Source organism: Geodermatophilus sp. URMC 65 (assembly GCF_053502545.1).
On sequence record NZ_CP199954.1, the window covers coordinates 4,096,961 to 4,117,866 of the forward strand.

General features: G+C 76.7%; 19 protein-coding genes and 1 pseudogene. 11 read left to right on the forward strand and 9 right to left on the reverse strand.

The annotated features are described in order from the left end of the window. The first annotated feature begins 162 nt into the window (after nucleotides 1-162). The gene (locus ACWIX7_RS19870; protein WP_448618134.1) at nucleotides 163-471 is read left to right on the forward strand and encodes a hypothetical protein; all 309 of its coding nucleotides are present in this window, start codon (nucleotides 163-165) and stop codon (nucleotides 469-471) included. Nucleotides 472-486: 15 nt separating this feature from the next. Here ACWIX7_RS19870 and ACWIX7_RS19875 read toward each other — a convergent pair whose 3' ends face one another. Further along, nucleotides 487-1,641, reverse strand: a complete 1,155-nt coding sequence (locus ACWIX7_RS19875) for an MFS transporter (protein ID WP_448618135.1) — start codon at nucleotides 1,639-1,641, stop codon at nucleotides 487-489. Nucleotides 1,642-1,762: 121 nt separating this feature from the next. On the opposite strand from ACWIX7_RS19875, the gene ACWIX7_RS19880 reads away from it, so the two are divergent. Further along, complete coding sequence (locus ACWIX7_RS19880) at nucleotides 1,763-2,974, forward strand: acetyl-CoA C-acetyltransferase (protein ID WP_448618136.1); 1,212 nt, start codon at nucleotides 1,763-1,765, stop codon at nucleotides 2,972-2,974. A 153-nt stretch (nucleotides 2,975-3,127) separates the two neighbouring features. Next, nucleotides 3,128-3,898, forward strand: coding sequence for a 3-oxoacyl-ACP reductase FabG (fabG, locus tag ACWIX7_RS19885; RefSeq protein ID WP_448618137.1), 771 nt, complete (start codon nucleotides 3,128-3,130; stop codon nucleotides 3,896-3,898). A gap of 5 nt (nucleotides 3,899-3,903) precedes the next feature. Here the strand turns inward: fabG and ACWIX7_RS19890 are convergent, their stop codons facing one another. The 4 genes from ACWIX7_RS19890 to ACWIX7_RS19905 form a co-directional block, all read right to left on the reverse strand. Continuing rightward, a complete protein-coding gene (locus ACWIX7_RS19890) occupies nucleotides 3,904-5,259 on the reverse strand; it encodes a DUF2254 domain-containing protein (RefSeq protein WP_448618138.1) in 1,356 nt (451 codons plus the stop codon). Nucleotides 5,260-5,269: 10 nt separating this feature from the next. Then, nucleotides 5,270-6,040: a DUF1206 domain-containing protein gene (locus ACWIX7_RS19895; protein ID WP_448618139.1), complete on the reverse strand. Its 771-nt coding sequence runs from the start codon at nucleotides 6,038-6,040 to the stop codon at nucleotides 5,270-5,272. 177 nt (nucleotides 6,041-6,217) lie between these two features. Then, a complete protein-coding gene (locus tag ACWIX7_RS19900; protein ID WP_448618140.1) occupies nucleotides 6,218-7,057 on the reverse strand; it encodes a DUF1206 domain-containing protein in 840 nt (279 codons plus the stop codon). A 220-nt stretch (nucleotides 7,058-7,277) separates the two neighbouring features. Further along, entirely contained in the window at nucleotides 7,278-8,186 is a 909-nt protein-coding gene (locus ACWIX7_RS19905; protein WP_448618141.1) for a DUF1206 domain-containing protein, read from the reverse strand. A 60-nt stretch (nucleotides 8,187-8,246) separates the two neighbouring features. On the opposite strand from ACWIX7_RS19905, the gene ACWIX7_RS19910 reads away from it, so the two are divergent. The 4 genes from ACWIX7_RS19910 to ACWIX7_RS19925 all read left to right on the forward strand — a co-directional run bounded on the left by ACWIX7_RS19910 (nucleotide 8,247) and on the right by ACWIX7_RS19925 (nucleotide 12,222). After that, a complete protein-coding gene (locus ACWIX7_RS19910) occupies nucleotides 8,247-8,870 on the forward strand; it encodes a hypothetical protein (protein ID WP_448618142.1) in 624 nt (207 codons plus the stop codon). A 73-nt stretch (nucleotides 8,871-8,943) separates the two neighbouring features. After that, nucleotides 8,944-10,569 (forward strand): SIR2 family protein, encoded by a 1,626-nt coding sequence (locus ACWIX7_RS19915; RefSeq protein WP_448618143.1) that lies wholly within the window; start codon nucleotides 8,944-8,946, stop codon nucleotides 10,567-10,569. A gap of 116 nt (nucleotides 10,570-10,685) precedes the next feature. Further along, nucleotides 10,686-11,921, forward strand: a complete 1,236-nt coding sequence (locus ACWIX7_RS19920; protein WP_448618144.1) for a cytochrome P450 — start codon at nucleotides 10,686-10,688, stop codon at nucleotides 11,919-11,921. Between the two features lie 100 nt (nucleotides 11,922-12,021). Further along, the gene (locus tag ACWIX7_RS19925; RefSeq protein WP_448618145.1) at nucleotides 12,022-12,222 is read left to right on the forward strand and encodes a hypothetical protein; all 201 of its coding nucleotides are present in this window, start codon (nucleotides 12,022-12,024) and stop codon (nucleotides 12,220-12,222) included. A 64-nt stretch (nucleotides 12,223-12,286) separates the two neighbouring features. Here ACWIX7_RS19925 and ACWIX7_RS19930 read toward each other — a convergent pair whose 3' ends face one another. From ACWIX7_RS19930 to larA, 3 genes are all read right to left on the reverse strand, one after another. Next, a complete protein-coding gene (locus tag ACWIX7_RS19930; protein WP_448618146.1) occupies nucleotides 12,287-14,605 on the reverse strand; it encodes a HelD family protein in 2,319 nt (772 codons plus the stop codon). A 113-nt stretch (nucleotides 14,606-14,718) separates the two neighbouring features. Further along, a complete protein-coding gene (locus ACWIX7_RS19935) occupies nucleotides 14,719-15,441 on the reverse strand; it encodes an alpha/beta fold hydrolase (RefSeq protein ID WP_448618147.1) in 723 nt (240 codons plus the stop codon). A gap of 29 nt (nucleotides 15,442-15,470) precedes the next feature. Continuing rightward, the gene (gene larA / locus ACWIX7_RS19940; protein ID WP_448618148.1) at nucleotides 15,471-16,754 is read right to left on the reverse strand and encodes a nickel-dependent lactate racemase; all 1,284 of its coding nucleotides are present in this window, start codon (nucleotides 16,752-16,754) and stop codon (nucleotides 15,471-15,473) included. A 167-nt stretch (nucleotides 16,755-16,921) separates the two neighbouring features. Between larA and ACWIX7_RS19945 the strand changes: the two genes are divergently transcribed. The 4 genes from ACWIX7_RS19945 to ACWIX7_RS19960 all read left to right on the forward strand — a co-directional run bounded on the left by ACWIX7_RS19945 (nucleotide 16,922) and on the right by ACWIX7_RS19960 (nucleotide 19,876). After that, nucleotides 16,922-17,731: an ATPase gene (locus ACWIX7_RS19945; protein WP_448618149.1), complete on the forward strand. Its 810-nt coding sequence runs from the start codon at nucleotides 16,922-16,924 to the stop codon at nucleotides 17,729-17,731. Continuing rightward, a complete protein-coding gene (gene larB, locus ACWIX7_RS19950; RefSeq protein WP_448618150.1) occupies nucleotides 17,728-18,438 on the forward strand; it encodes a nickel pincer cofactor biosynthesis protein LarB in 711 nt (236 codons plus the stop codon). Before ACWIX7_RS19945 ends, larB begins: the two co-directional genes overlap by 4 nt. Next, the gene (larC, locus tag ACWIX7_RS19955; RefSeq protein WP_448618151.1) at nucleotides 18,435-19,616 is read left to right on the forward strand and encodes a nickel pincer cofactor biosynthesis protein LarC; all 1,182 of its coding nucleotides are present in this window, start codon (nucleotides 18,435-18,437) and stop codon (nucleotides 19,614-19,616) included. The genes larB and larC overlap by 4 nt, the downstream gene beginning before the upstream one ends. 92 nt (nucleotides 19,617-19,708) lie before the next feature. After that, complete coding sequence (locus ACWIX7_RS19960; RefSeq protein ID WP_448618152.1) at nucleotides 19,709-19,876, forward strand: hypothetical protein; 168 nt, start codon at nucleotides 19,709-19,711, stop codon at nucleotides 19,874-19,876. Here the strand turns inward: ACWIX7_RS19960 and ACWIX7_RS19965 are convergent. Next, a pseudogene (locus ACWIX7_RS19965) lies at nucleotides 19,873-20,762 on the reverse strand (IS5 family transposase). The gene ACWIX7_RS19960 and the pseudogene ACWIX7_RS19965 sit on opposite strands and share 4 nt — an antisense overlap. Nucleotides 20,763-20,906: the final 144 nt, after the last annotated feature.

Below are 20,906 nucleotides of genomic sequence, written 5' to 3' on the forward strand. Positions count from 1 at the left end.
GAGGCCGCGGTGCTCCCGCATAGGCCGTCCACGCAGCGGAGTGGACGCGCCGGGGTCGCCCACCCCGGCGCTGCCGCCGGACGACGCGGTGCGGCGCCGGACTACCTTGGGCCTCCCGCTTGGCGGGACCCGGGCGGGTCGCTGACCAGAGCGGAGTCCGCCATGACCCATGGGCTCGTCATGGACGTCCCGGCACCGATCGAGTTCTACGACGCCCTGCACGCCGAGGTGGCGCGGCGCAGCACCGGCGGGATCGACGGCCTGCTGCTGCACGTCGGCCGGGTGACGACCGGCGGCTTCCAGGTCCTGGAGATCTGGGAGTCCAAGGAGCAGTGCGACCGCTTCTTCGCCGAGGTCGTCGAACCCGCGAGCGCCTCCGTGTCGGGCGGCCAGGCGCCGCCCGGCCAGCCGGTGGTGGAGGAGTTCGAGCCGCGTGGCCTGGTCATCCCCAGCGCTGCCATCGCCGTCTGACCGCCGTCCGGTGCCTCAGAGCCGGCCGCGGTACGCGACCGGCAGGAGTCGGACGGCGAGCAGCCCGGTGAGTGCCGCGGCGACACCCAGCGGCACCCAGGCCGGCGTCGAGCGGACTGCGGTGGCCATGAGGAACGGGACGGCGAAGCCCAGGTAGGCGCAGGCCAGGAAGACCGACGTCAGCTCGCCCCGGCGGGTGGGCGCGGCCAGCCGGCCGGTCACCGTGAGCCCGGCCGCCAGGCACAGGCCGCCGCCGGACCCCAGCAGGGGGGCCGCGGCCAGCAGCCACGGCCAGACGCCGGTGGCCACGAACAGCGCCGCGGTCGCGTAGCCCGCCGCGCCGAGGGCGGCGCCCGTGACGGCGGTCCACGACCCCAGCCGGCGCTGCAGCCCGGCGACGAGCGTCCCCGCGCCGAGCGTCACGCCGGCGAGGACGCCGGTCACGGCGACCCCACCGGCCGGCAGCTCGCCGAGCAGCGGGACGGCGGAGATGACCGACGACGGGAACGCGTAGACGCAGACCGCGACCGGGACCAGCACGCTCGCTGCGAGACCCAGGCTGCCCGGCGGCAGCAGCGGGACGGCGGGGTCGCCGTCGTCCCGCTGTCGGCCGGGCCGCAGGACGACGGTCTCCGGCACCCGCACCGCCAGCGCCAGCCCCACGCCCACCAGCACCGTGTGCAGCAGGTAGGGCAGCACCGTGGGCGCCGGTGCGAACTGGCCCAGCAGCCCGCTGGTGAGCGGTCCGAGCGAGAAGCCCGCGGTCATCGCGACCGCGGCCCGCCGCCCTCCGGCCCCCTCCCCGGAGGCGGCCGACAGCTCGGCGACCCAGGCGCTCGCGACGCTGAACACCACGCCGCTGACCACGCCCTGCAGGAACCGGGCGGTGAACAGCAGCGCCAGCGACCCGCCGGCCGCGGCGAAGGCCAGCGACGCCAGCCCGGCGAGGACGACGCCGGGGAGGGCGACGCGGCGGCGGCCCAGCCGGTCCGAGAGGGGGCCGGCCAGGAACAGCGCCGGGACCAGACCCGCGGCGTAGCAGCCGAACAGCGCGGTCAGCACCTCGGCGGAGAGGCCGAGCCGCTCCTGGTAGACCAGCAGCAGGGGCGTCGGGACGTTCGTGCCGGCCGCGACCGCGAACAACGTGAACACCGCTCGCCTCCAGGCCACCGCGGCAGGCTACGGAGCGCGCGCCGACTCCGCGCGCGACGTGCGGAGAGGCCGCCGCGACACCGCCGTCCGCCCGGGGCAGACTCACGGGTGCCGACGGCGACGACCAGAGGAGGACCCCGTGCGCGATGCGGTCATCTGTGAGCCCCTGCGGACCCCGGTGGGCGGCTTCGGCGGCTCCCTGCGCGACGTGCCGGTGCAGGACCTGGCCTCGACGGTCATCCGGGCGGTGATGGAGCGCACCGGGCTGCCGCCGGAGTCGGTGGACGACGTGCTGCTGGGGCACTGCTACCCGACGATGGAGGCCCCGGCGCTGGGCCGGGTGGCGGCGCTGGACGCCGGGCTGCCGGTGACCGCCGCGGGCCTGCAGATCGACCGCCGCTGCGGCTCGGGTCTGCAGGCGGTGGTGTACGCGGCGATGCAGGTGCAGACCGGCACGTCGGAGGTCGTGCTGGCCGGGGGTGCGGAGTCGATGAGCAACGCGCCGTTCTACTCCACGGCCATGCGCTGGGGGGTCAAGGCCGGTCCCGGCGTGCTGCTGCAGGACGGGCTGGCCCGCGGCCGGGTGACCGCCGGCGGCCAGAACCACCCGGTGCCCGGCGGGATGCTGGAGACCGCGGAGAACCTGCGCCGCGAGTACCGGATCGGCCGCGAGGAGCAGGACGAGTACGCCGTGCGCAGCCACCAGCGCGCCGCCGCGGCGGCCGAGGCCGGCCGGTTCGCCGAGGAGATCGTGCCGGTGACGGTCAAGCAGCGGAAGGGCGAGGTGGTCGTCGACCGCGACGAGCACATCCGGCCCGACTCGACGGTGGAGACGCTGGCGAAGCTGCGCCCGATCATGGGCAAGGACGACCCGGAGGCCACGGTGACCGCGGGCAACGCCAGCGGGCAGAACGACGGCGCGGCGGTGTGCGTGGTCACCAGCCCGGGGAAGGCCGCGGAGCTGGGCCTGCGGCCGCTGGCGCGGCTGGTGTCCTGGGCGGTGGCCGGGGTGCCGCCCAAGACCATGGGCATCGGGCCGGTGCCGGCGACGGCCAAGGCGCTGGCGCTGGCCGACGTGAAGCTGGCCGAGGTGGACCTGATCGAGCTCAACGAGGCCTTCGCCAGCCAGGTGCTGGCCGTCACCCGGGAGTGGGGCTTCACCGACGCGGACTTCGAGCGGACCAACGTCAACGGCTCGGGCATCTCCCTGGGCCACCCGGTGGGTGCCACCGGCGGGCGGATCCTGGCCACCCTGACCCGGGAGATGGCCCGCCGCGACGCCCGCTACGGGCTGGAGACGATGTGCATCGGCGGCGGGCAGGGCCTGGCCGCCCTGTTCGAGCGCGTCTGAGACAGGACCCCTGCTCCCCGCCGGAGAAGGACCCCGTCCTCCTCATCCCTCGCAAGCTCGGGACGAGCCTCGGAACGGGGCCGGCGGCGGGCCCCTGCAGGGGCCGCGGTGGGGAGGGTCCGACCCGTCATCTCCGACCAGAGGAGCTGCCGCATGTCCGAGTCCCGTCCCAGCGACCAGCGCGTCGCGATCGTCACCGGCGCGGCGCGTGGCATCGGCGCCGCCATCGCGCAGCGGCTGGCGCAGGACGGCTTCGCCGTGGCGGTGGTCGACCTCGACGAGTCCGCGACCGCCGCAACGGTCCAGGCGATCGAGGCCGCCGGCGGCCGCGCCCTGGGGGTCGGGGCCGACGTCGGGGGCGCCGACCAGGTGCAGGCCGCCGTCGAGCGGGTCGTCGCCGAGCTCGGCCCGCCGGTGGTTCTGGTCAACAACGCCGGGCTCACCCGCGACAACCTGCTGTTCAAGATGACCGACGCCGACTGGGACCTCGTCATGCACGTGCACCTGCGCGGTTCGTTCCTCATGACCCGCGCGGTGCAGCAGCACATGGTGCAGGCCGGCTGGGGTCGGGTGGTCAACCTGTCGAGCACCTCGGCGCTGGGCAACCGCGGGCAGGCCAACTACGCCACCGCCAAGGCCGGGCTGCAGGGCTTCACCAAGACGCTGGCGATCGAGCTGGGCAAGTTCGGCGTCACCGCCAACGCGATCGCCCCCGGCTTCATCCAGACCGAGATGACCAAGGCGACCGCCGAGCGCATCGGCCGCGACTGGGAGGAGTACGTGGCCGAGCGGGCCGCGGCGATCCCGGTGCAGCGCGCCGGCACACCTGCGGACATCGCGCACACCGTCTCGTTCCTGGTCAGCGAGGGAGCCGGGTTCGTCTCCGGTCAGGTCGTCTACGTCGCCGGGGGCCCCCGCGGCTGAGCGCGTCAGCCCGCCGGTCGCAGCCACTTCCCGGCCAGGGCCTCGTCCACCGTCCGGGCCCACCGCTGCACGTCCTCGGGAGTGCGCCCGGCCGGCGGGCTGCTGCGGCTCTGCTCGACCAGGGCGTCCCGTTCCCGCCGGAGGGCCTCCTGCTGCAGCGGCGTGCGAGCGCGCCACGCCACCTCGGCCAGCAGTGCGAACAACCGGTCGACGACGGTGAGGTCCTCCCGGCCGTAGTAGCGGACCTGGGTGACCCCGAGGTCCAGCAGCTCGGAGAAGGTCCACGACCGGAGGAGGAGCCGTTCGGCGCCGTCCTCGTCGGTCAGCCGACGGTGCCAGGTGTCCCGCACGGCCGCATCGCCCAGCAGTGCCGAGACGTGCGACAGCGCGTGCCCGGCGGTCGTCGGGTCGTTGATGCCGGGGGAGAGCGCCCGGGCGGCGATGTCCACCAGCTTGCGCAGCCCGTAGCTGGGATCGACCACGTCGGTCCGCTCGTGGCCCAGGTCGACCGCGCGCTGCAGCGCCTCCTCCAGCTCCTCCACCGGGACCGCATCGCCGGCACCCTGCGGCCAGGCCCAGGCCATCGGGGTACCGGTGACGACCGGGTCGCCGGGACGCCGGTCGAGCAGCAGCACGGCGCCAGAGCCGGTGACCGCCTCGAGCAGCGGGCCCTCGAACACCTGCACCAGGAAGCCGCTCGACCGCGCGCACAGCGGGCGAGCGGTGTCGGGGACCTCCGGGAGCGGGCGGTCGGGCTGCCGGCCCTCCTGGCGCTCCTGCAGCCGCGCCCGGGTGCGGGCGGACTCCGAGTGGACGTCGCGCATCATCGTCTCGACCCGCAGCTGACGGGTCTGGTGGCTGAGGAACGTCACGAGCGCCGCGACCGAGGCCAGCGTGAGCACGAACGCGACGGTCACCGAGAGGCGCGGCACGAAGGAACTGCCCTGGGCCTCGTCGGCCGACCGTACGGTGCGCAGCACGACGAGGGCGTAGACGAAGGTGCCGAGGAGCGTGCCCAGGCAGACCTGCACCACCCGGTCCCGCACGAACGTCTGCAGCAGCCGCGGTGAGTACTGGCTGCTGGCCAGCTGCAGGGTGACGATCGTCAGCGAGAACAGGAGGGTCGTCGCCGAGATGAGCGACGAGGCGATCGCCGAGAGGAGGGTGCGGGCGGCCGACGGACCACCGGTGAACACGAACTGGATCGGGTCCTGACCGAAGGCCAGCGCCTGGTCCAGCTCGGTGAGCCCGATGCCGAGCCCCACGGCAGCGACGAGCGCCGCCGCGGGCAGCGGCCACAGCGCCCCGGTGGCTGCTCCCCACACCGCCTGTAGGCGTCCCCCGCGCGGTCTCGACGTCACGGGGGTCCTCTCAGGACGACGGGTCGCGGTCGGGGTAGCGGGCGCGGGCCAGCGCGTACACGCCGAAGGCGCCGAACCCGGTGGCGACCGCGCCCAGCAGCCAGGGGCCCGCGCCGACCGACGCGATGGCGGTCATCGCGCCGTCCAGGCCGGTGGCGGAGGAGACGTCGGCGGTGACGGCCGCCCGCGACAGCAGCACGCCGACCAGCCCGAACGCGACGCCCTTGGCGACGTAGCCGACCCGCCCGACCGCCTCGATCAGCGGCTCCCAGCGGTCGGGGGCGGTGGGCAGGTCGATGTCCTTCATGAAGCCGCCGGTCAGCCCGCGCACCAGCGTGTACAGCCCGACGGCGACCACCCCGGCGGCGACGGCGAGGACCAGCGCCGGTCCGCCCGAGACCTCCAGCGTCTCGCCGGTGAGCTCACGGAAGCGCTCGTCCGCCTCGTACTCCAGGCCGAGGGCGAACAGCAGCGCGGTCGCGCCGAGCACGGCGTAGACGGCGGCCTTGGCCACGCACTTCGCGCAGACGAACGCCGTCCGGACGACGTGCCGCCGGTCGAGCAGCCCGGGCCACCACCGCAGCACCTCGCCGCCCTGCCACAGCGCCAGCGCCAGCATGCCCAGCCCGATCAGCCAGAGCAGCACCGTGCCGCCGGGCGTACCGGCGACCGCCTGCAGCGCGCCGGTCTGGTCGGCGTCGGTGCGGCTGATGCCGCGGGCCAGCTGCACCGCCAGCCAGCCGATCAGCAGGTGCAGGACGCCGTAGGCGACCAACCCCACCCGGGCGACCGCCTCGAGCAGCGGGTGGTCGGTGACCTCGCGGGCGTTCTCGACCAGCCGGTGGATCCGGCCCCCCTGCTGGGTCCCGCCGCGGGCCCCGTTCCGAGGCTCGTCCCGAGCGTGCGAGGGATGAGGGGGACGGGGTCCTTCTCCGGTGGGGGGCAGGGGGGGCCTCCATCAGGTGCGCTCGGGATAGCGGGCGCGGACGAGGCAGTAGGCGCCGAAGGCGGCGATGCCGACGGCGACCAGGGTGAGCAGCACCTTGCCGAAGGGGGCGCCCAGGATGGTGCGCAGCGCGCCGTCGAGGCCCGTGGCCCGGGCCGCGTCGAAGGTGACGGCGGCGTACACCAGCAGCGCACCGACCACGCCGAGGGCGACGCCCTTGGCGGGGAAGCCGGCCTGTCCGAGGCGGGTGACCAGGCGCCTGGTCTGCGTCGAGGCCTGACCGAGGTCGACCTCCTCGAGGAACCGCTTCGACACGCCCTTGTGCACGAGGTAGACGCCGACCCCGATGACGACGAGGCCGACCAGCGCCACGAGCCAGCGCCCGGCCGGCCAGCCGAAGACCCCGGCGGCCTGTTGCTGACCCCCGCCGCCCCCACCGCTGCCGGTGGCGGTGCGGACCGCCAGGACGGCGAGCGCGGCGTAGAGGACCGCCTTGGCGATCGCCTTGCCGGTCTTCTCGAGGGCCTTCTTCCGCGCGTCCCCGGACGACGACAGCCGGCTGCGCCAGCGCAGCACCTCGGCCGCCTGCCAGGCCGCCAGGGCGACCAGCCCGACGGCCAGCAGCCACAGCAGCGGCCGGCCCAGCGGCTGCTCGGCCAGCGTGGCCAGCGCGCCGGCCTGGTCGGCGGACTCGCCGTTGCCCCCGCCCCACGCCAGCTGCAGGGCCAGCCAGGCGAGCAACAGGTGGACGACGCCGTAGGCGATCAGCCCGATGCGCGCGAGGTGCTCGAGGGCGTCGCTGTCGCCCGCCCGGCCCGCGGCTCCCGCCGCCCGCCCCGTCATCCCGCCCATGGCCGGCTCCTCCCGCCCCGCGGCACCCCCGTGGGGGTGATCAGGGTGGCACAGCGGGGCCCCCGCCGCCGGGCGTGCCGTCCCGCTGCTGCGGCGGGACCGGCGATCTCGCACGGACGGGGAGACCGGAGCCGGACGGGATCGGCGATCTCGCCGCCGCGGCCACCCTTCAGGGGCCCGCGCCGAGCGTGCGAGGCGTGAGGGGAAGGGTGGTCCTCCCTCAGCCGACGGGGTGCCGGGCGCGGGTCAGGCAGTACACCGCGAAGGCGGCCAGCCCGACCGCCACCCCGGCCAGCACCCAGGCGCCGTGCGGCTGGGCGGCCACCGCCCGCAGCGCGCCGTCCAGACCGGTGGCCCGCGCCGGGTCGAAGGTCGCCGCCGCCCAGGCCACCATCGCGCCGACCAGCACCAGGGCCACGCCCTTGAGCACGAAGCCAGCCTGGCTGGCCCGGTGCGCCACGGTGCAGAACGCGGGGGAGACGGTGGAGAGGTCGATCTCGTCGAGGAAGTCCGACCGCAGGCCCTTGCGCACGTGGTAGACGCCGATGGCGACGACGACCCCGCCGACGGCGACGACCAGCAGCTGGCCGCCGGGCCAGGCGAGCACGCCGCGCACCGCCCGGGTGTCCGCGGCGGGATCGCTGCCGCCGCCGAGGGCGACCCGGGCAGCCGAGACGGCGAGGAAGCCGTAGGCCAGCGCCGTCCCCACGGTCTTGACCGCCTGGACGACCGCGCGGCGCCGGTCGGGGCCGGGCGCGGGCAGCCGGCGGTGGTGGCGGAGGACCTCGACGGCCTGCCAGACGCACAGCCCGGCGAGACCCGCGGTCAGCAGCCACAGCAACAGCGGACCGGCGAGGGAGCCCGCGACCAGCGCCATCGCCCCGCCCTGGTCGACGGCGGCGCCGCCGCGGTCAGGCGGCTGCGACCGTCCGGCCTGCCAGGCCAGCTGCAGCGCCAGCCAGGCGACCAGCAGGTGCAGCAGCGCGTAGCCGACCAGGCCGACCCGGGCCACCGCGCGCAGTGCCGTGCTGTGGGCGGCCCGGTGCGCCAGTGGCGCACCCGCCGTCCGATCCGCCTCGGTCGCCACTCCGCTCGCTCCCCGCTCCGCCGGCCGCGCCGCTGCGGCCACACCTCGCAGGGTGACACGGCCCGCGCCGGGACGCCCGGACGGTGGGGGACACTCTGGAGCGTGGCGAGCGGTGCAGCGATGACGGCGGTGGAGCGGACGAGTCCGGAGCAGGCCCGGCGGGCGTGGCCCCGGTGGCTGGCCGGTGGGGTCGCGCTGCTGGTCGTCGCAGCGGTCGCGGTCTCCTGGGCCGACGGCGGTGCGCGGCTGGTGCTGGGCGTGGCCGGCGCGCTGGTCGCCTGGCGCGGTGGGCAGCTGGCGGCCGGGAGCGGCTCCCGGGCGCAGGGGTGGGCGGCCGCCGCCGGAGGCGTGCTGGCGATCGCGCTCGCCTCCGTCTCCGCGGGGCTGGCGAGCTGGGCGCTGCTCCTCGCCGTCCCGGCCGGACTCCTCGTCGGCGCGCTGACCCTGCTCGGCCGCGGCGGGGCGGTGCGCCGCAGCGGTCAGGCCGCCCTCGTCTGGTGGGCGCTGGTCACCGGCCTCCTGGTGGTCACCGGGCTGGTCACCGGCTGGGCGCGCGCGGCCGGCGGCGCCACCGTCGTCGGGGCGCTCGGCCTGGGCCTGCTCGGCGTCGTCCTGCTCGTCGGCTCCTCGAGCCTGCGCGCGATCGCCGCCCAGCCGGCACCCGTCCGGCCCGCGGCCTGCGCCGGGTGCGCCTGTGGCGCCGGGGGCTGCGGCATCCCGCGCTGAGCGCCCGACCCGGCCGGGCGACGCCCGGTCCGGTACCGGTTCACCCCCGGCCCGGCGGGGCACCCCTCCAGCCGTGAGCGGACACGTCTTCGTCGTCGGGGCGGACCTCCGGCGGCTGGTGTGCGACGACGTCCTCGTGCCCACCGACCGGTCGCTGCGGGTCACGCCCGAGTGGCGCCGGCTGCTGCCCGACGACCTCGTGGGCAGGGAGGACCGCGACGGCGTCTGCCTCGACCTGGGCTGGGACGGCGACGAGCGGGTGCTCGAGGTCCCCGGCCGCGGCCCCGGCGAGCCCGGGCGGCAGCTGTGGCTGGTCGACACCGTCGACGAGCGCGAGCGCGACCCCGAGGACGCGCTGCGCTGGCTGGTCGACGGCGCCCGGGAGGCGCTGGCCGCCGTCGTCCGGCGGGAGGTGCCGACCCCGGTGCACGGCCGGGCCCGCCGGCTGGTCGCGCTGCCGGCGCTCGGGACCGGCTGGGGCGGGGCGGCCGGGCAGCGCGGCACGCTGCTGCAGCGGCTGCTGCCGGTCCTGCGCGAGGCCGCGGACGCGCACGACGTCGACGTCGCGCTGGTGCTGCGCGGGCCCAGCGACCTGGCGGCGGCGCAACGGGTCCGCCGGGCCGAGGCGGGCAGCTGGGACCTGCCCGGGCACCTGGGGGAGCTGGCCGAGGACCTCGGCGAGCGGGCGGGCCGCGGGCAGCTGGCCGTCTTCGTCGGCGCGGGGGTCAGCGCCGCGGCGGGCCTGCCCACCTGGGAGCAGCTGCTCGACGAGCTGGCCGAGCGGTCGGGGCTGGACGACGCCCTGCGGGCCGGGCTGTCCCGGCTGCCGGCCCAGGACGCCGCTGCGCTGCTGGCCCGCGAGCTCGGCCGCGAGCAGCTGGAGACCTTCGTCAAGGAGCGGTTCGGGCCTGGGCACTACGCGCTGGCGCACGCGCTGATCGCCGACCTGCCGGTGCAGGAGTTCGTCACCACCAACTACGACCCGCTGGTCGAGCTCGCCGCCGCCGACATCGGCCGTGACCTCGCGGTGCTGCCCTTCGACGAGGCCGCCCCCGGCCGGCCGTGGCTGCTCAAGCTGCACGGCGACGCCGCGCACCCCGAGAGCGTCGTGCTCACCCGGGAGGAGTACCTGCAGTTCGGCGACACCCGCGCGGCCCTGGCCGGGGTGCTGCACTCCCTGCTGCTCACCCGGCACGTGCTCTTCGTCGGCACCTCGATGCAGGACGACGACCTGATCCGCATCGCCCACCAGGTGCGCAGCGCCACCCGGGCCCCCGGCGCGGGGCCCCGGCAGCGCAGCGGCACCGTGCTTGCGCTGCTGGAGGACCCGGCCCGCGCGCGGCTGTGGGAGCAGGACGTGCAGACGGTGGCGATCGCGCCGGCCGGCACCCCACCGGCCGAGGCCGCCCGCCTGCTGGAGGTGCTGCTGGACTGCATCGGCTGCCTGTCCACCCCGCCGACCGGCTACCTGCTCGACCCGGCCTACCGGGGGATGCTCTCCGACGAGGAACGCGCCCTGGCCGAGGCGCTGCAGCAGGTGGAGCGCACGGTCCCCGAGGGGGCGTCGTCGTCGGCGGTCGGCGAGGTCACCGCGCTGCTGCGCCGGCTGGGCTCGCAGGTGTGCACGCCCGGCGAGCCGCCGTCGGACGAGGCCAGCGCCCCGCGCGACGACCGCCTGCAGCAGCAGCGCCCCGGCTGACAGAGGACCTCTCTGCCCCCCACCGCTCGCAGGCTCGCGGCGGGCCCCTGCAGAGAGGCCGCCGTCTCGATGAGCCAACTGTGTACGGAGCTGCGGGCCTGGGCACACGGGCCCCCGTGCGCCGACCCCGACTCGAGAACAGCCCGCTCCTGATCGCCAAGGGCTACGGCTGGCTGCCCGACGCCCGGCGGGCGCGGGGCCGCCGCACCGTCGCCGCCCGGCTCGGCGGCCTGCCCGTCCTCGGCATCGAGGGCCCCGACGCGGCCCGGTTCCTCTACGACGAGGACCACGTGCGCCGCTCGCACGCCATCCCCGGGCCGGTGCAGGGCACGCTGTTCGGCAAGGGCGCCGTGCACACCCTCGACGGCGAGGCGCACCGCACCCGCAAGGCGATGTTCGTGGGTCTGCTGATGGACGACGACCGGGTCGCCACCCTGGTCGACGCCGCCACCGCCGCCTGGGACACCGCGGTGCCCGGCTGGGCGCGCCGCGGGGAGGTCGTGCTCTTCGACGAGGCCGCCGAGGTGCTCACCCGCGCGGTGTGCGACTGGGCCGGCGTCCCGCTGTCCGCCGACGAGCTGCCCTCGGTGGCCCGGGACCTGACCGCGATGGTCGACGGGTTCGCCACCGCCGGACCCCGGCACTGGCGGGCCCGCCGGGCGCGCGGCCGCCGCGAGGCGTGGGTGGCCCGGTTGGTGGAGGACGTGCGCAGCGGCGCGGCGACGGTGCCCCACGGCTCGGTCGTCGACGTCGTCGCCCGGCACCGCGACGCCGATGGCGAGCGGCTCGACCCGCACACCGCGGCGGTCGAGGTGATCAACGTGATCCGGCCGACCGTGGCGATCAGCTGGTTCCTCGCCTTCTCCGGGCACGCGCTGGTCCGCTGGCCGCAGCACCGGGACCGGCTGGCCTCGGGCGAGCCCCCGTTCGCCGAGGCGTGGGCGCACGAACTGCGCCGCTTCTACCCGTTCGCGCCGTTCATCGGCGGGCGCGCGCCGCGCGAGGTCGAGTGGGACGGCGAGCGGGTGCCGAAGCACTCGATGGTGCTGCTGGACCTCTACGGGCAGGACCACGACCCGGAGCTGTGGGGCGACCCGTACGCCTTCCGGCCCGAGCGGTTCCTCGGTCGCGAGATCGGTGCGTTCGAGCTGGTGCCGCAGGGCGCCGGCGACCCGCGCACCAACCACCGCTGCCCGGGCGAGCAGGTCACCGTCGCGGTCCTGGCGGCGCTGGCGGTACGGCTGGCCCGCCTGGAGGCCGACGTCCCGCCGCAGGACCTGTCCATCTCGCTGCGGCGCATCCCGGCCAGGCCGGCCAGTGGCGTGGTGCTGCGGGTCCGCAAGACCGAGTGAACCGGGCCGATCGCACAGCGTCACCGGCGCACCGGGGACGGCCGCGGGGTGTCACTGCCGCGTGGTGTCATCGCAGGGCCGTACGGACGAGGGAGGCGACATGGGCGGGTGGCTGGCGCCGCTGGTGGGCGTGGTCGGGCTGCTGACGCTCGTCGCCGGCGTGGTCTGGGCCGAGCTCGACATGAACACCATGGGCGGTGTGCCGCTGGTCGGCGTCGGCGGCGTCCTGCTCGTGGCCGCGGCCGTCGTGGCCGCCTGCGTCGAGGGCGCGGCCCGCCGCCGGCACGCCGTCCCGCACTGAGGGAGGGCCCTCCTGCGCCCCCACCTGCTCAGTTTCACAGCGGGGCCCTGCAGGAGGGCCGACGTCAGGTCGAGGCCAGGCGGGCGAGCTCCGCGGGCAGGTCGCGGGGGGTGAGGACGCCGAGCCGCTGGGTGGCCCGGGTGAGCGCCACGTAGAGGTCGTTGTGGCCGCGCACGCCCTCGTCGAGGACCCGCTGCGGGTCGACGACGAGCACCGCGTCGAACTCCAGGCCCTTGGCCTCGCCCGGCGTGAGCACCACCGGCCCCCGCGACGAGTCGGCCTCGGGACCGCAGGACACGCCGTCCACCCGGGCCGCGACCGCGGCGGCGAGCTCGGCGGCCCGGCCGGCCGGCGCGATCACGGCGGTGGTGCCCTCCTGCCGGGCCCACTCCTCGACCACCTCGGCGGCCCGCGCGGCCAGCCCGGCCTCGCCGGTCACCTCCGCCCAGGGCTGCGCGGTGCCGGGCCGGACCGAGCGCGGCGCGCCGGCCCCGGTGCCGCCCGCGGCGAGGACGTCGGCGGCGACGGCCATGATCTCGGCGGGCGTCCGGTAGTTGACCGTCAGCTCCTCCAGCCGCCAGGCGTCGCCGACGTGCGGGCGCAGCGCCTCGTCCCAGGCGGCGGCGCCGGCGAGCGTCCCGGTCTGGGCGAGGTCGCCGACGGCGGTCATCGACCGGGTGGGGCAGCGGCGCACCAGCAGCCGCCAGGCCATGGGGGAGAGCTCCTGGGCCTCGTCGACGACGACGTGCCCGAAGGTCCAGGTGCGGTCGGCGGCGGCGCGCTCGGCGGTGGTGCGGGTGTCGCGCGCCCGCTGCCGCTCGGCCAGCTCCTCGGCGCCGATGAGGTCGCCGGCGCTGAGCACCTCGGCCTCCAGGTGCTCGTCCTCCAGGTCGATGGAGCGCGAGCCGTGCAGCACGTCGAGGGTCTCCTGCGCCTCGGCCAGCCGGCGCCGGCGGTCCCGCTCGGCGCGGGCCCGCTGCGCGCTGTCGTCGAAGCCGAGCAGCTCCTCGGCCTCCTCGAGCAGCGGGACGTCGGCCGGCGTCCACGCGCTGCCCTTCGGGCGGTGCAGCAGCGCGCGCGTCGCGTCGTCCCACCCCGGGGTGGCGGCGGCGACGCGGGCCGGGTCGGCGAACAGCTCGGTGAGCAGCCGCTCGGGGGTGAGCACCGGCCACAGGTCGTCGATGAGCAGCCGGACGGCGGGCTCCTCGGCGACCTCGCGGCGCAGCGCGGCGGTGTCCTCGCGGTCGAACAGGTCGGCGCCGCCGTCGATGCCCGTCCCGATGCGCTCGGCGTAGCGCCGGGTGAGCAGGTCGACCACGCGGCGGGCGAACAGCGGCCGGGCCAGGTTGTGCAGCCGCTCGGCCTTGCGCGCGGCGTTCTGCGCCCGCCTGACGTCGATCGGCCGCAGCCGCAGCGCGAACCCGTCGACGGTCACCTCGAGGGGGCCGCCGGGCACCACCTGCCGGTCGGCGACGGCGCGCTCGAGCACCTCGACCATCTCCAGCCGGCCCTTGACCGCGGCGGCCTGCGGCGACTCGGTGCCGCGGGCGTCGAGGCCGGGGTGCAGCTGGCCCAGCCCGGCCAGCAGCACGCCGGTCTCGCCGAGGGAGGGCAGCACGTCGGCGATGTAGCGCAGGAACGTCGGCGTGGGGCCGACCACGAGCAGGCCGCGGCGGGCCAGCCGCTCGCGGTACGTGTAGAGCAGGTACGCCGCGCGGTGCAGCGCGACGGCCGTCTTGCCGGTGCCCGGCCCGCCCTGGACGACGAGGACGCCGCGGTCGTCGGCGCGGATGATGCGGTCCTGCTCGGCCTGGATGGTGCGCACGATGTCGGTCATCCGGCCGGTGCGCGCGGTGTCGAGGGCGGCCATGAGCGCGGCCTCGCCGGTCAGGGCCGACCCGGCGACCCCGTCGGTGAGCACGCCGCCATCGAGGACCTCGTCGTCGAGCCGGACGACGGTGCGCCCGCGGGTCCGGATGTGCCGGCGCCGCGAGACGCCCAGCGGGTGCACCGGGGTGGCGGTGTAGAACGGCCGCGCCGCGGGCGCCCGCCAGTCGACCAGCGCGGGGTCGCCCCCCGCGTCGTCGGCGGCCAGCCCGATCCGGCCGATGTAGAGCGGGCCGTCGTCGGTGCGGTCGATCCGTCCCACGCACAGGCCCGCCTCGGCCGCGTCCAGGGCGGTGACCCGCTCGGTCTGGAAGCGGACGGTGGCGTCGCGCTCCTGCAGCGCCTGCGGGTCCACCGCGGGCCAGGAGATGGCCTGCTTCAGCCGCCGCTCGGCCAGGTCGCGGGCGGCGTCCAGGCGGCCGTAGAGCTCCCGGACGTACTGCTGCTCGGTCTCGATCTCGGGGTGGGGTACGACCTCGGGCTGCGTCGTCGGCACTGCGCGTCTCTCTGTCGGAACTCTTCTGCGGGAACAGACGAACGTCCATGGTGCCCGCGCATTCCCGGTGCTGCGTCCAGGCGCCGCCGTGCGGTCGGCCACGGACCCGGCCCTCAGGGGACGGGTGGCGCGGGCAGGGAGCCGGCCAGCCGGTCGGCGAGCTCCCCCGGGCGGCTGAGCGCCACGAGGTGGCCGCCGGGCAGCTCCTCGACCGGCAGGCCCAGGCGCTCGGCGGCCACCCGCCGCTGGAAGGCCAGGGGGAAGAACCGGTCGTCCCGGCCGGCCAGCACCCGGGTCGGCACGTCCGGCCAGGCGGGCAGCGGCCACGGCTCGGTGAACGGCGTCCCCGACTGGGCGAAGGGCACGGGTGCGGTGGCCGCGACCGGGGGCGGGACGTCGTGCAGGAACGCGTCGTCGTCGTCCAGCGGCCAGCCGTGCGCCCGCGCCGCCTCCGCCCGGGCCTGCTCGTGTCCGGTCGTCGTCCACCACTCGCCGCCGGTCTCGCCCGGCCGCGGGACCATCGCGTTCAGCAGGACCAGCAGGTCGACCCGCGTCCGGGCGCAGACCAGGGGCGCGGTGAGGCCGCCCATCGACTGGCCGACGACGACCAGCGGCCCGCCGGAGCAGCCCGCGGCCGCGTCCAGCACGGTCTGCGCGTACCGCTCGAGGCCGGCGCTGTCGTCGCCGGCAGGCAGGTCCACGGCGACGGCCGCGTGGCCACGCCGTTCCAGCTCGGGGACCAGCCGGTGCCAGTACCAGGCCCGGCCGCCCGCTCCCGGGACGAGGACGAACGTCGCGCGCACGTCCTCCTGACCGGCGGCGGGGTCGGAACTCATCGCCCCCCGCGCTCGCCCCCCGCGCTCGTTCAGCCCGCCAGGTAGGGGATGGTCTGCGGCCCCTCGGGGAGGTAGCAGACGCGCGCCCCCGGACCGTGCCGCTCCACCGCCTCGGCGATCGAGGCGGCCAGGTCCGCGGTGGGGGTCAGGTGGGCGGCGCGCACCGCGTCGGGGCCCAGGCCGTCGCAGTACAGCTGGACGTCGGCCTTGCCGAGGATGCGGGCCAGGATCTGCACCTGCCACTGGTCGGGCACGCTGAACCCCTCCGAGGAGATCAGCTCGATCAGCCCCGCCGGATCGTCGGCCGCGCCGAGCACCTCGGCGAAGGAGCCGTGGTCGGGCAGGCCGTCGGCGCACTCCGCGGCCACCAGGACGCTGCCGCCCGTGCGCACCACGCGCTCGGCAGCGGCCATCCCCTTCACCGCCTGGTAGAGGTTCTGGTCCAGCGGGAAGCCGGAGTTGGTCGTGACGACGACGTCCATCGGCTCGGGCACGGCCCGCATGGCGGCGGCGCGGGCCAGCTCGCAGGCGCGGGCGTGCATCTGGAACAGCTCGCCGCAGACGACGTGGGTGATCCGCTTGGCGCGGTCGAGCAGCACGTCGAGGGCCAGGTGGGGCGGGGCGAGCGCCGCGCACGCCCGGATGTCGCGGTGCACCGGGTTGTCCTCGACGACGCCCCAGGTCGCCAGCGGGCTCCCGATGCGGGTGGCGTCGTGCAGCACCATCACGGTGTCGATCCCGGCCAGGCCGGGGGCCACCATCTTCGGCCCGCCGCTGAAGCCGGCGAAGAAGTGCGGTTCGACGAACCCGGTGGTGATGCGCAGGTCGGCCTCGACCCACAGGGTGTTCAGCTCCAGCGGCACGCCGTCGCCGGCGGTGCCGAGTGAGGTGAGCGAGCTGCGGTCCCGCGCGTCGTGGTTCACGACCCGGCACCGGGACAGCACGTCGTCGCCGAGCATCTCGCGCAGCTCCTCCGCGGTGTTGCCCCGGTGCGTGCCGGTGGCCACGAGGACCACGACCTCGCACCCCGGCGCGGCGGCGTCGATCTCCTCCAGCAGGGCGTGCAGCACCGGCCGGCGCGGCTGGGCCCGGGTGCCGTCGCAGACGGAGACCGCGACGGTCATCCCGGGGCGCACCTGCTCGCGCAGCGGGGGCACCCCGATGGGGTCGCGCAGGGCCTCCCGCAGGCCGGTCGCCGGGTCCTCGAGCGCCGGGTCGTCCTGCGGGGTGATCACCAGGGCCCCGTCCTGCAGCGGGACGTCGATCGCGCCACGGCCGTAGGCGAGGGACACGGTCGGGGGTGCAGCCGTCATCGGACCGTCCTCCATCTGCCGGCGGGACGTCGGCCGGCCGGGCGGCGACCGACGACGGCAGCCTAGCCACGGCCGCACCGGGGCGGCGGGCCGCGGACGGGTCCGCCCGCCGCGGATGCCGCAGGATGGGACGGCGGCCCGTCGGTCGCACGAGGAGAGGACCTGACATGAGGGCGCGGCTGCTGGACCTGCTCGCCGGCCTGCCGTACCGGGCGGTCGCCTGCAGCGGCGGCGTCGACAGCCTGACCCTGGCCGCGGCCGCGCACCGGGCCGCGCCGGACACCACGCTGGTCGTGCACAGCGTGACGCCGGCCGTCCCGGCAGCGGCCACGGCCCGGGTGCTCGGGACGGCGGCGGCGGAGGGCTGGGACCTGCGCACGGTGCGGTCGCGGGAGTTCGAGGACGAGGGTTACCTCGCCAACCCGCGGAACCGGTGCTACGTCTGCAAGTCCCACCTCTACGACGCGATGGGCGACCTGGTGGCCGTGGTCGGGGGCGGGCACGTCCTGCTCAGCGGCGCCAACGCCGACGACCTCGGGGAGTTCCGTCCCGGGCTGCAGGCCGCGGCCGAGGCCGGGGTGCGGCACCCCTTCGTCGAGGTCGGGGCGACCAAGGCCGACGTCCGGGCGCTGGCCCGGGAGCTGGGCCTTCCCCACGCGGACCTGCCGGCCTCGCCGTGCCTGGCCAGCCGGCTGTACACCGGGACGGCCGTGACACCCGCGCGGCTGCACGCCGTCGAGGTGGGCGAGGCGCTGCTCACCGCCCGCACCGGGGTGGCGGTGGTGCGCTGCCGGCTGCGGCAGGACGACGTGCGCATCGAGGTCGGTGCCGCCGACCGGGACCGCGTTCCCCCGGACGTCGTCTCCGCGGTGCTGGCCGCCATGCGCGCCGTCGAGCCGGGCATCCGCACCGCGGCCCTCGACGACGAGCCCTACCGCCCGGGGCGCGCGTTCACCCTGACCCCGGTGCCGCGGTGACCGACCCCGTCCCCGTCGACCGGGGGTACGTGGACCTCGGGTTCGCCCGCGTCGACACCGACCGGAGGGCCCGCACCGGGGACCCGGAGGTCGTCTACGCCGCCGGCAAGACCACCGAGGAGGTGGTCGCCATCGTCGCGGCGCTGCGCGCGGACGCCCCCGACCGGCCGGCGCTGGTGACCCGAGCGGTGCCGGAGACCGTCTCGGCGCTGGCCGCCCGCTGGCCCGACGCGCTGGTCGTGCGGTCCACGGTCGCGGTCGGGCCGCTGCCCCGGCCGGCCGGGCTGGTCGCCGTGGTCAGCGCCGGCACCTCGGACGAGCCGGTGGCGAGCGAGGCGGCCACCACGCTGCGCGTGCACGGTGCCGGCGTCGTCCGGGTGACCGACGTCGGGGTCGCCGGCCTGCACCGCGTCCTCGACGCCCGGCCGGTGCTCCGGGACGCCGACGTGGTGGTCGTGGTCGCCGGGATGGAGGGCGCCCTGCCGAGCGTCGTCGGCGGGCTGGTCGGGACGCCGGTCGTCGCGGTGCCGACCAGCGTCGGCTACGGCGCCAGCTTCGGCGGGCTGTCCGCGCTGCTGGGGATGCTGAACTCCTGCGCGCCCGGGGTGGTCGTCTGCAACATCGACAACGGGTTCGGCGCCGGGGTCTTCGCCGCCCGGGTGGCCCGGGCCGTCGCCGCCGGTCGCTCCGGCGAGCCGCCGGCGTGAGCCGGGTCGGCTGGCTGGACCTGGGCAGCGGCGTCTCCGGCGACATGCTCCTCGGGGCGCTGGTCGGGGCCGGGGTCCCGCTGGCCACGCTGTCCGCGGCCCTGGAGCCGCTCGGGTTGCCGATCACCCTGCGTCGCGAGGACGTCCGGCGCGGCGGGCTGGCCGCCGTCCGGGTGCACGTCGACGTGCCGGCCGAGGACCAGCCGCACCGGACGTGGGCCGACGTGCGGGGACTGCTGGACCGGCTGGCCGAGCCGCTGCGGTCGTCGGCGTCCGACGTCTTCGCCGCACTCGCCCGCGCGGAGGCCGCCGTGCACGGCGTCCCCGCCGACGACGTCCACTTCCACGAGGTGGGCGCCCTGGACGCGGTCGCCGACGTGGTGGGGGTGTGCGCCGGCGTGGCCGCCCTCGGCCTGGACCGGCTGGTCGCCTCCCCGATCGCCCTGGGCGGCGGGTACGTGCGGACGGCGCACGGCCGGCTGCCCGTCCCCGGCCCGGCCGTCCTGGCGCTGCTGGCCGACGCGGCGGCGCCGGGTTCCGGCGGAGGGGCCGACGAGGAGCTGGCGACGCCCACGGGGGTGGCGCTGGTGACCTCCCTGGCGTCGGGGTACGGCCCCCTGCCGCCGATGCGGCCCACGGGGACCGGCACGGGCGCCGGCGGCCGGGACCCCGCCGACCGGCCGAACGTGGTGCGGCTGGTGCTGGGGGAGGCCCTCGCGGCGGACTCCCCGCACGAGGTGGCGGTGCTGGAGGCCAACGTGGACGACCTCGACCCACGGGCCTGGCCGACGGTCCTCGCCGACCTGCTGGCCGCCGGGGCGCTCGACGCCTGGCTCACGCCGGTGCTGATGAAGAAGGGGCGCCCGGCGCACGTGGTCAGCGCGCTGGCCGAGCCGGTCGCCGTCCCGGCCGTGCGCGCCGTGCTGTTCCGGGAGACCACCACGCTGGGGATCCGTGAGTCCGGGGTGGCCCGCCAGGTGCTGGCCCGCCGGTTCCGGACGGTGGACGTGGGCGGCCAGCCGGTGGCCGTCAAGCTCGGCCTCGGGCCCGACGGCGAGGTCCTCAACGCCGTGCCGGAGTGGGAGGACGTCGTCCGGGCGGCCGCGGCGCTGGACCGGCCGGTGAAGGCGGTCCTGGCGCAGGCCCTGGGGCTGGCGCAGGCGCTGGCCACCGACTGACCGTCCCGAGCTGGTGGACGACGGCAACCCGGATGTCACCTGCGTGACACGCCGACTGCCTAGCGTGAGGACTGCGACCCCAGGAGGTGCCCATGAGTCCGACCACCACCGAGACCCGGACCGACCCCCGGCTCCGGCGCAGCCCACGCGCCCGCAGCCACCCGCGCATCGACCGCAGCGCGTGGACCTGCGCCAACTGCCAGCAGGAGACCCTGCCGCCGCGCAAGCGCTGCGCGGACTGCGGCACGTCCCGCTACTAGGGCCTGTCCTGCGGATCTTCGCGGAGCCAGAGGACGATGGCGGTGATGGTCAGGATGGCCCGGTAGTAGGCGGCTCGTTTGGCGTAGCGGGTGGCCAGGGCGCGGAACTGCTTGAGGCGGGCGAAGCAGCGTTCGACGACGTTGCGGCCGGCGTAGATGGCCGGGTCGAAGGCCGGTGGCCGCCCGCCTGCGGAGCCTTTGGCCTGGCGGTGGGCGATCTGGTCGGCCTTCTGCGGGCAGGTGAAGGCGATGCCGCGGGCGCGCAGCGCCGCGCGGGTGGAGGGGTGGGCGTAGGCCTTGTCGGCCACCACCCGGTCCGGGCGCTTGCGCGGTCGGCCAGGACCGACACGAGCGACCGACACCTGGTCCAGCAGCGGCAGCAGCTGCGGGTTGTCCCCGGCCTGGCCGGCGGTCAGGCCGATGGCCATCGGCAGCCCGCGGCCGTCGACGGCCAGGTGCAGCTTGGAGGTCAGCCCGCCGCGGGACCGCCCGAGGGCCTCGCCGTCGACGGCCAGACCCTCGATCCAGGCGGCGCACACGCCCCCTTTTTCCGGGCTCCGGTGGCGTGCTGGTGAGCTCGCACGGAGCTGGAGTCAACGTGAAAGGTCCACTCCACCGCGCCGACCGCGTCGTCTCTGACGATCACCTCGGCCAGGATCCGGTCCCAGGTGCCGTCGGCGGTCCACTTGCGCAGCCGCTCGTGGGCGGTTTTCCAGGGGCCGTAGCGTTCGGGCAGGTCCCGCCATGGCGCGCCGGTGCGGGCCTGCCACAGGATCGCGTTGATCACCTGGCGGTGGTCCCGCCATCGCCCGCCCCGGCCACCGGTTGCCGGCAGCAGGGGCTCGATCCGCGCCCACGCCGCGTCGGTCAGCTCACCGCGACCCACCATCGCGCCAGCATTCTCGCGGACCAGTCAGGTGATCCGCAGGACACGCCCTAGAAGGACCACCCTTCCCCCCACGCCTCGCAGGCTCGGCGCGGGTCCCTGAAGGGTGGCCGCTCCAGCACCTCACCAGGCTCGGGCCGAGCC

Coding starts and splice junctions, on each gene's coding strand:
- ACWIX7_RS19870 (WP_448618134.1), top strand. CDS start 163: ATGACCCATGGGCTCGTCATGGACGTCCCGGCACCGATCGAGTTCTAC.
- fabG (WP_448618137.1), top strand. CDS start 3,128: ATGTCCGAGTCCCGTCCCAGCGACCAGCGCGTCGCGATCGTCACCGGC.
- ACWIX7_RS19900 (WP_448618140.1), bottom strand. CDS start 7,057: ATGGGCGGGATGACGGGGCGGGCGGCGGGAGCCGCGGGCCGGGCGGGC.
- ACWIX7_RS19925 (WP_448618145.1), top strand. CDS start 12,022: ATGGGCGGGTGGCTGGCGCCGCTGGTGGGCGTGGTCGGGCTGCTGACG.
- ACWIX7_RS19935 (WP_448618147.1), bottom strand. CDS start 15,441: ATGAGTTCCGACCCCGCCGCCGGTCAGGAGGACGTGCGCGCGACGTTC.
- larA (WP_448618148.1), bottom strand. CDS start 16,754: ATGACGGCTGCACCCCCGACCGTGTCCCTCGCCTACGGCCGTGGCGCG.
- ACWIX7_RS19945 (WP_448618149.1), top strand. CDS start 16,922: ATGAGGGCGCGGCTGCTGGACCTGCTCGCCGGCCTGCCGTACCGGGCG.
- ACWIX7_RS19960 (WP_448618152.1), top strand. CDS start 19,709: ATGAGTCCGACCACCACCGAGACCCGGACCGACCCCCGGCTCCGGCGC.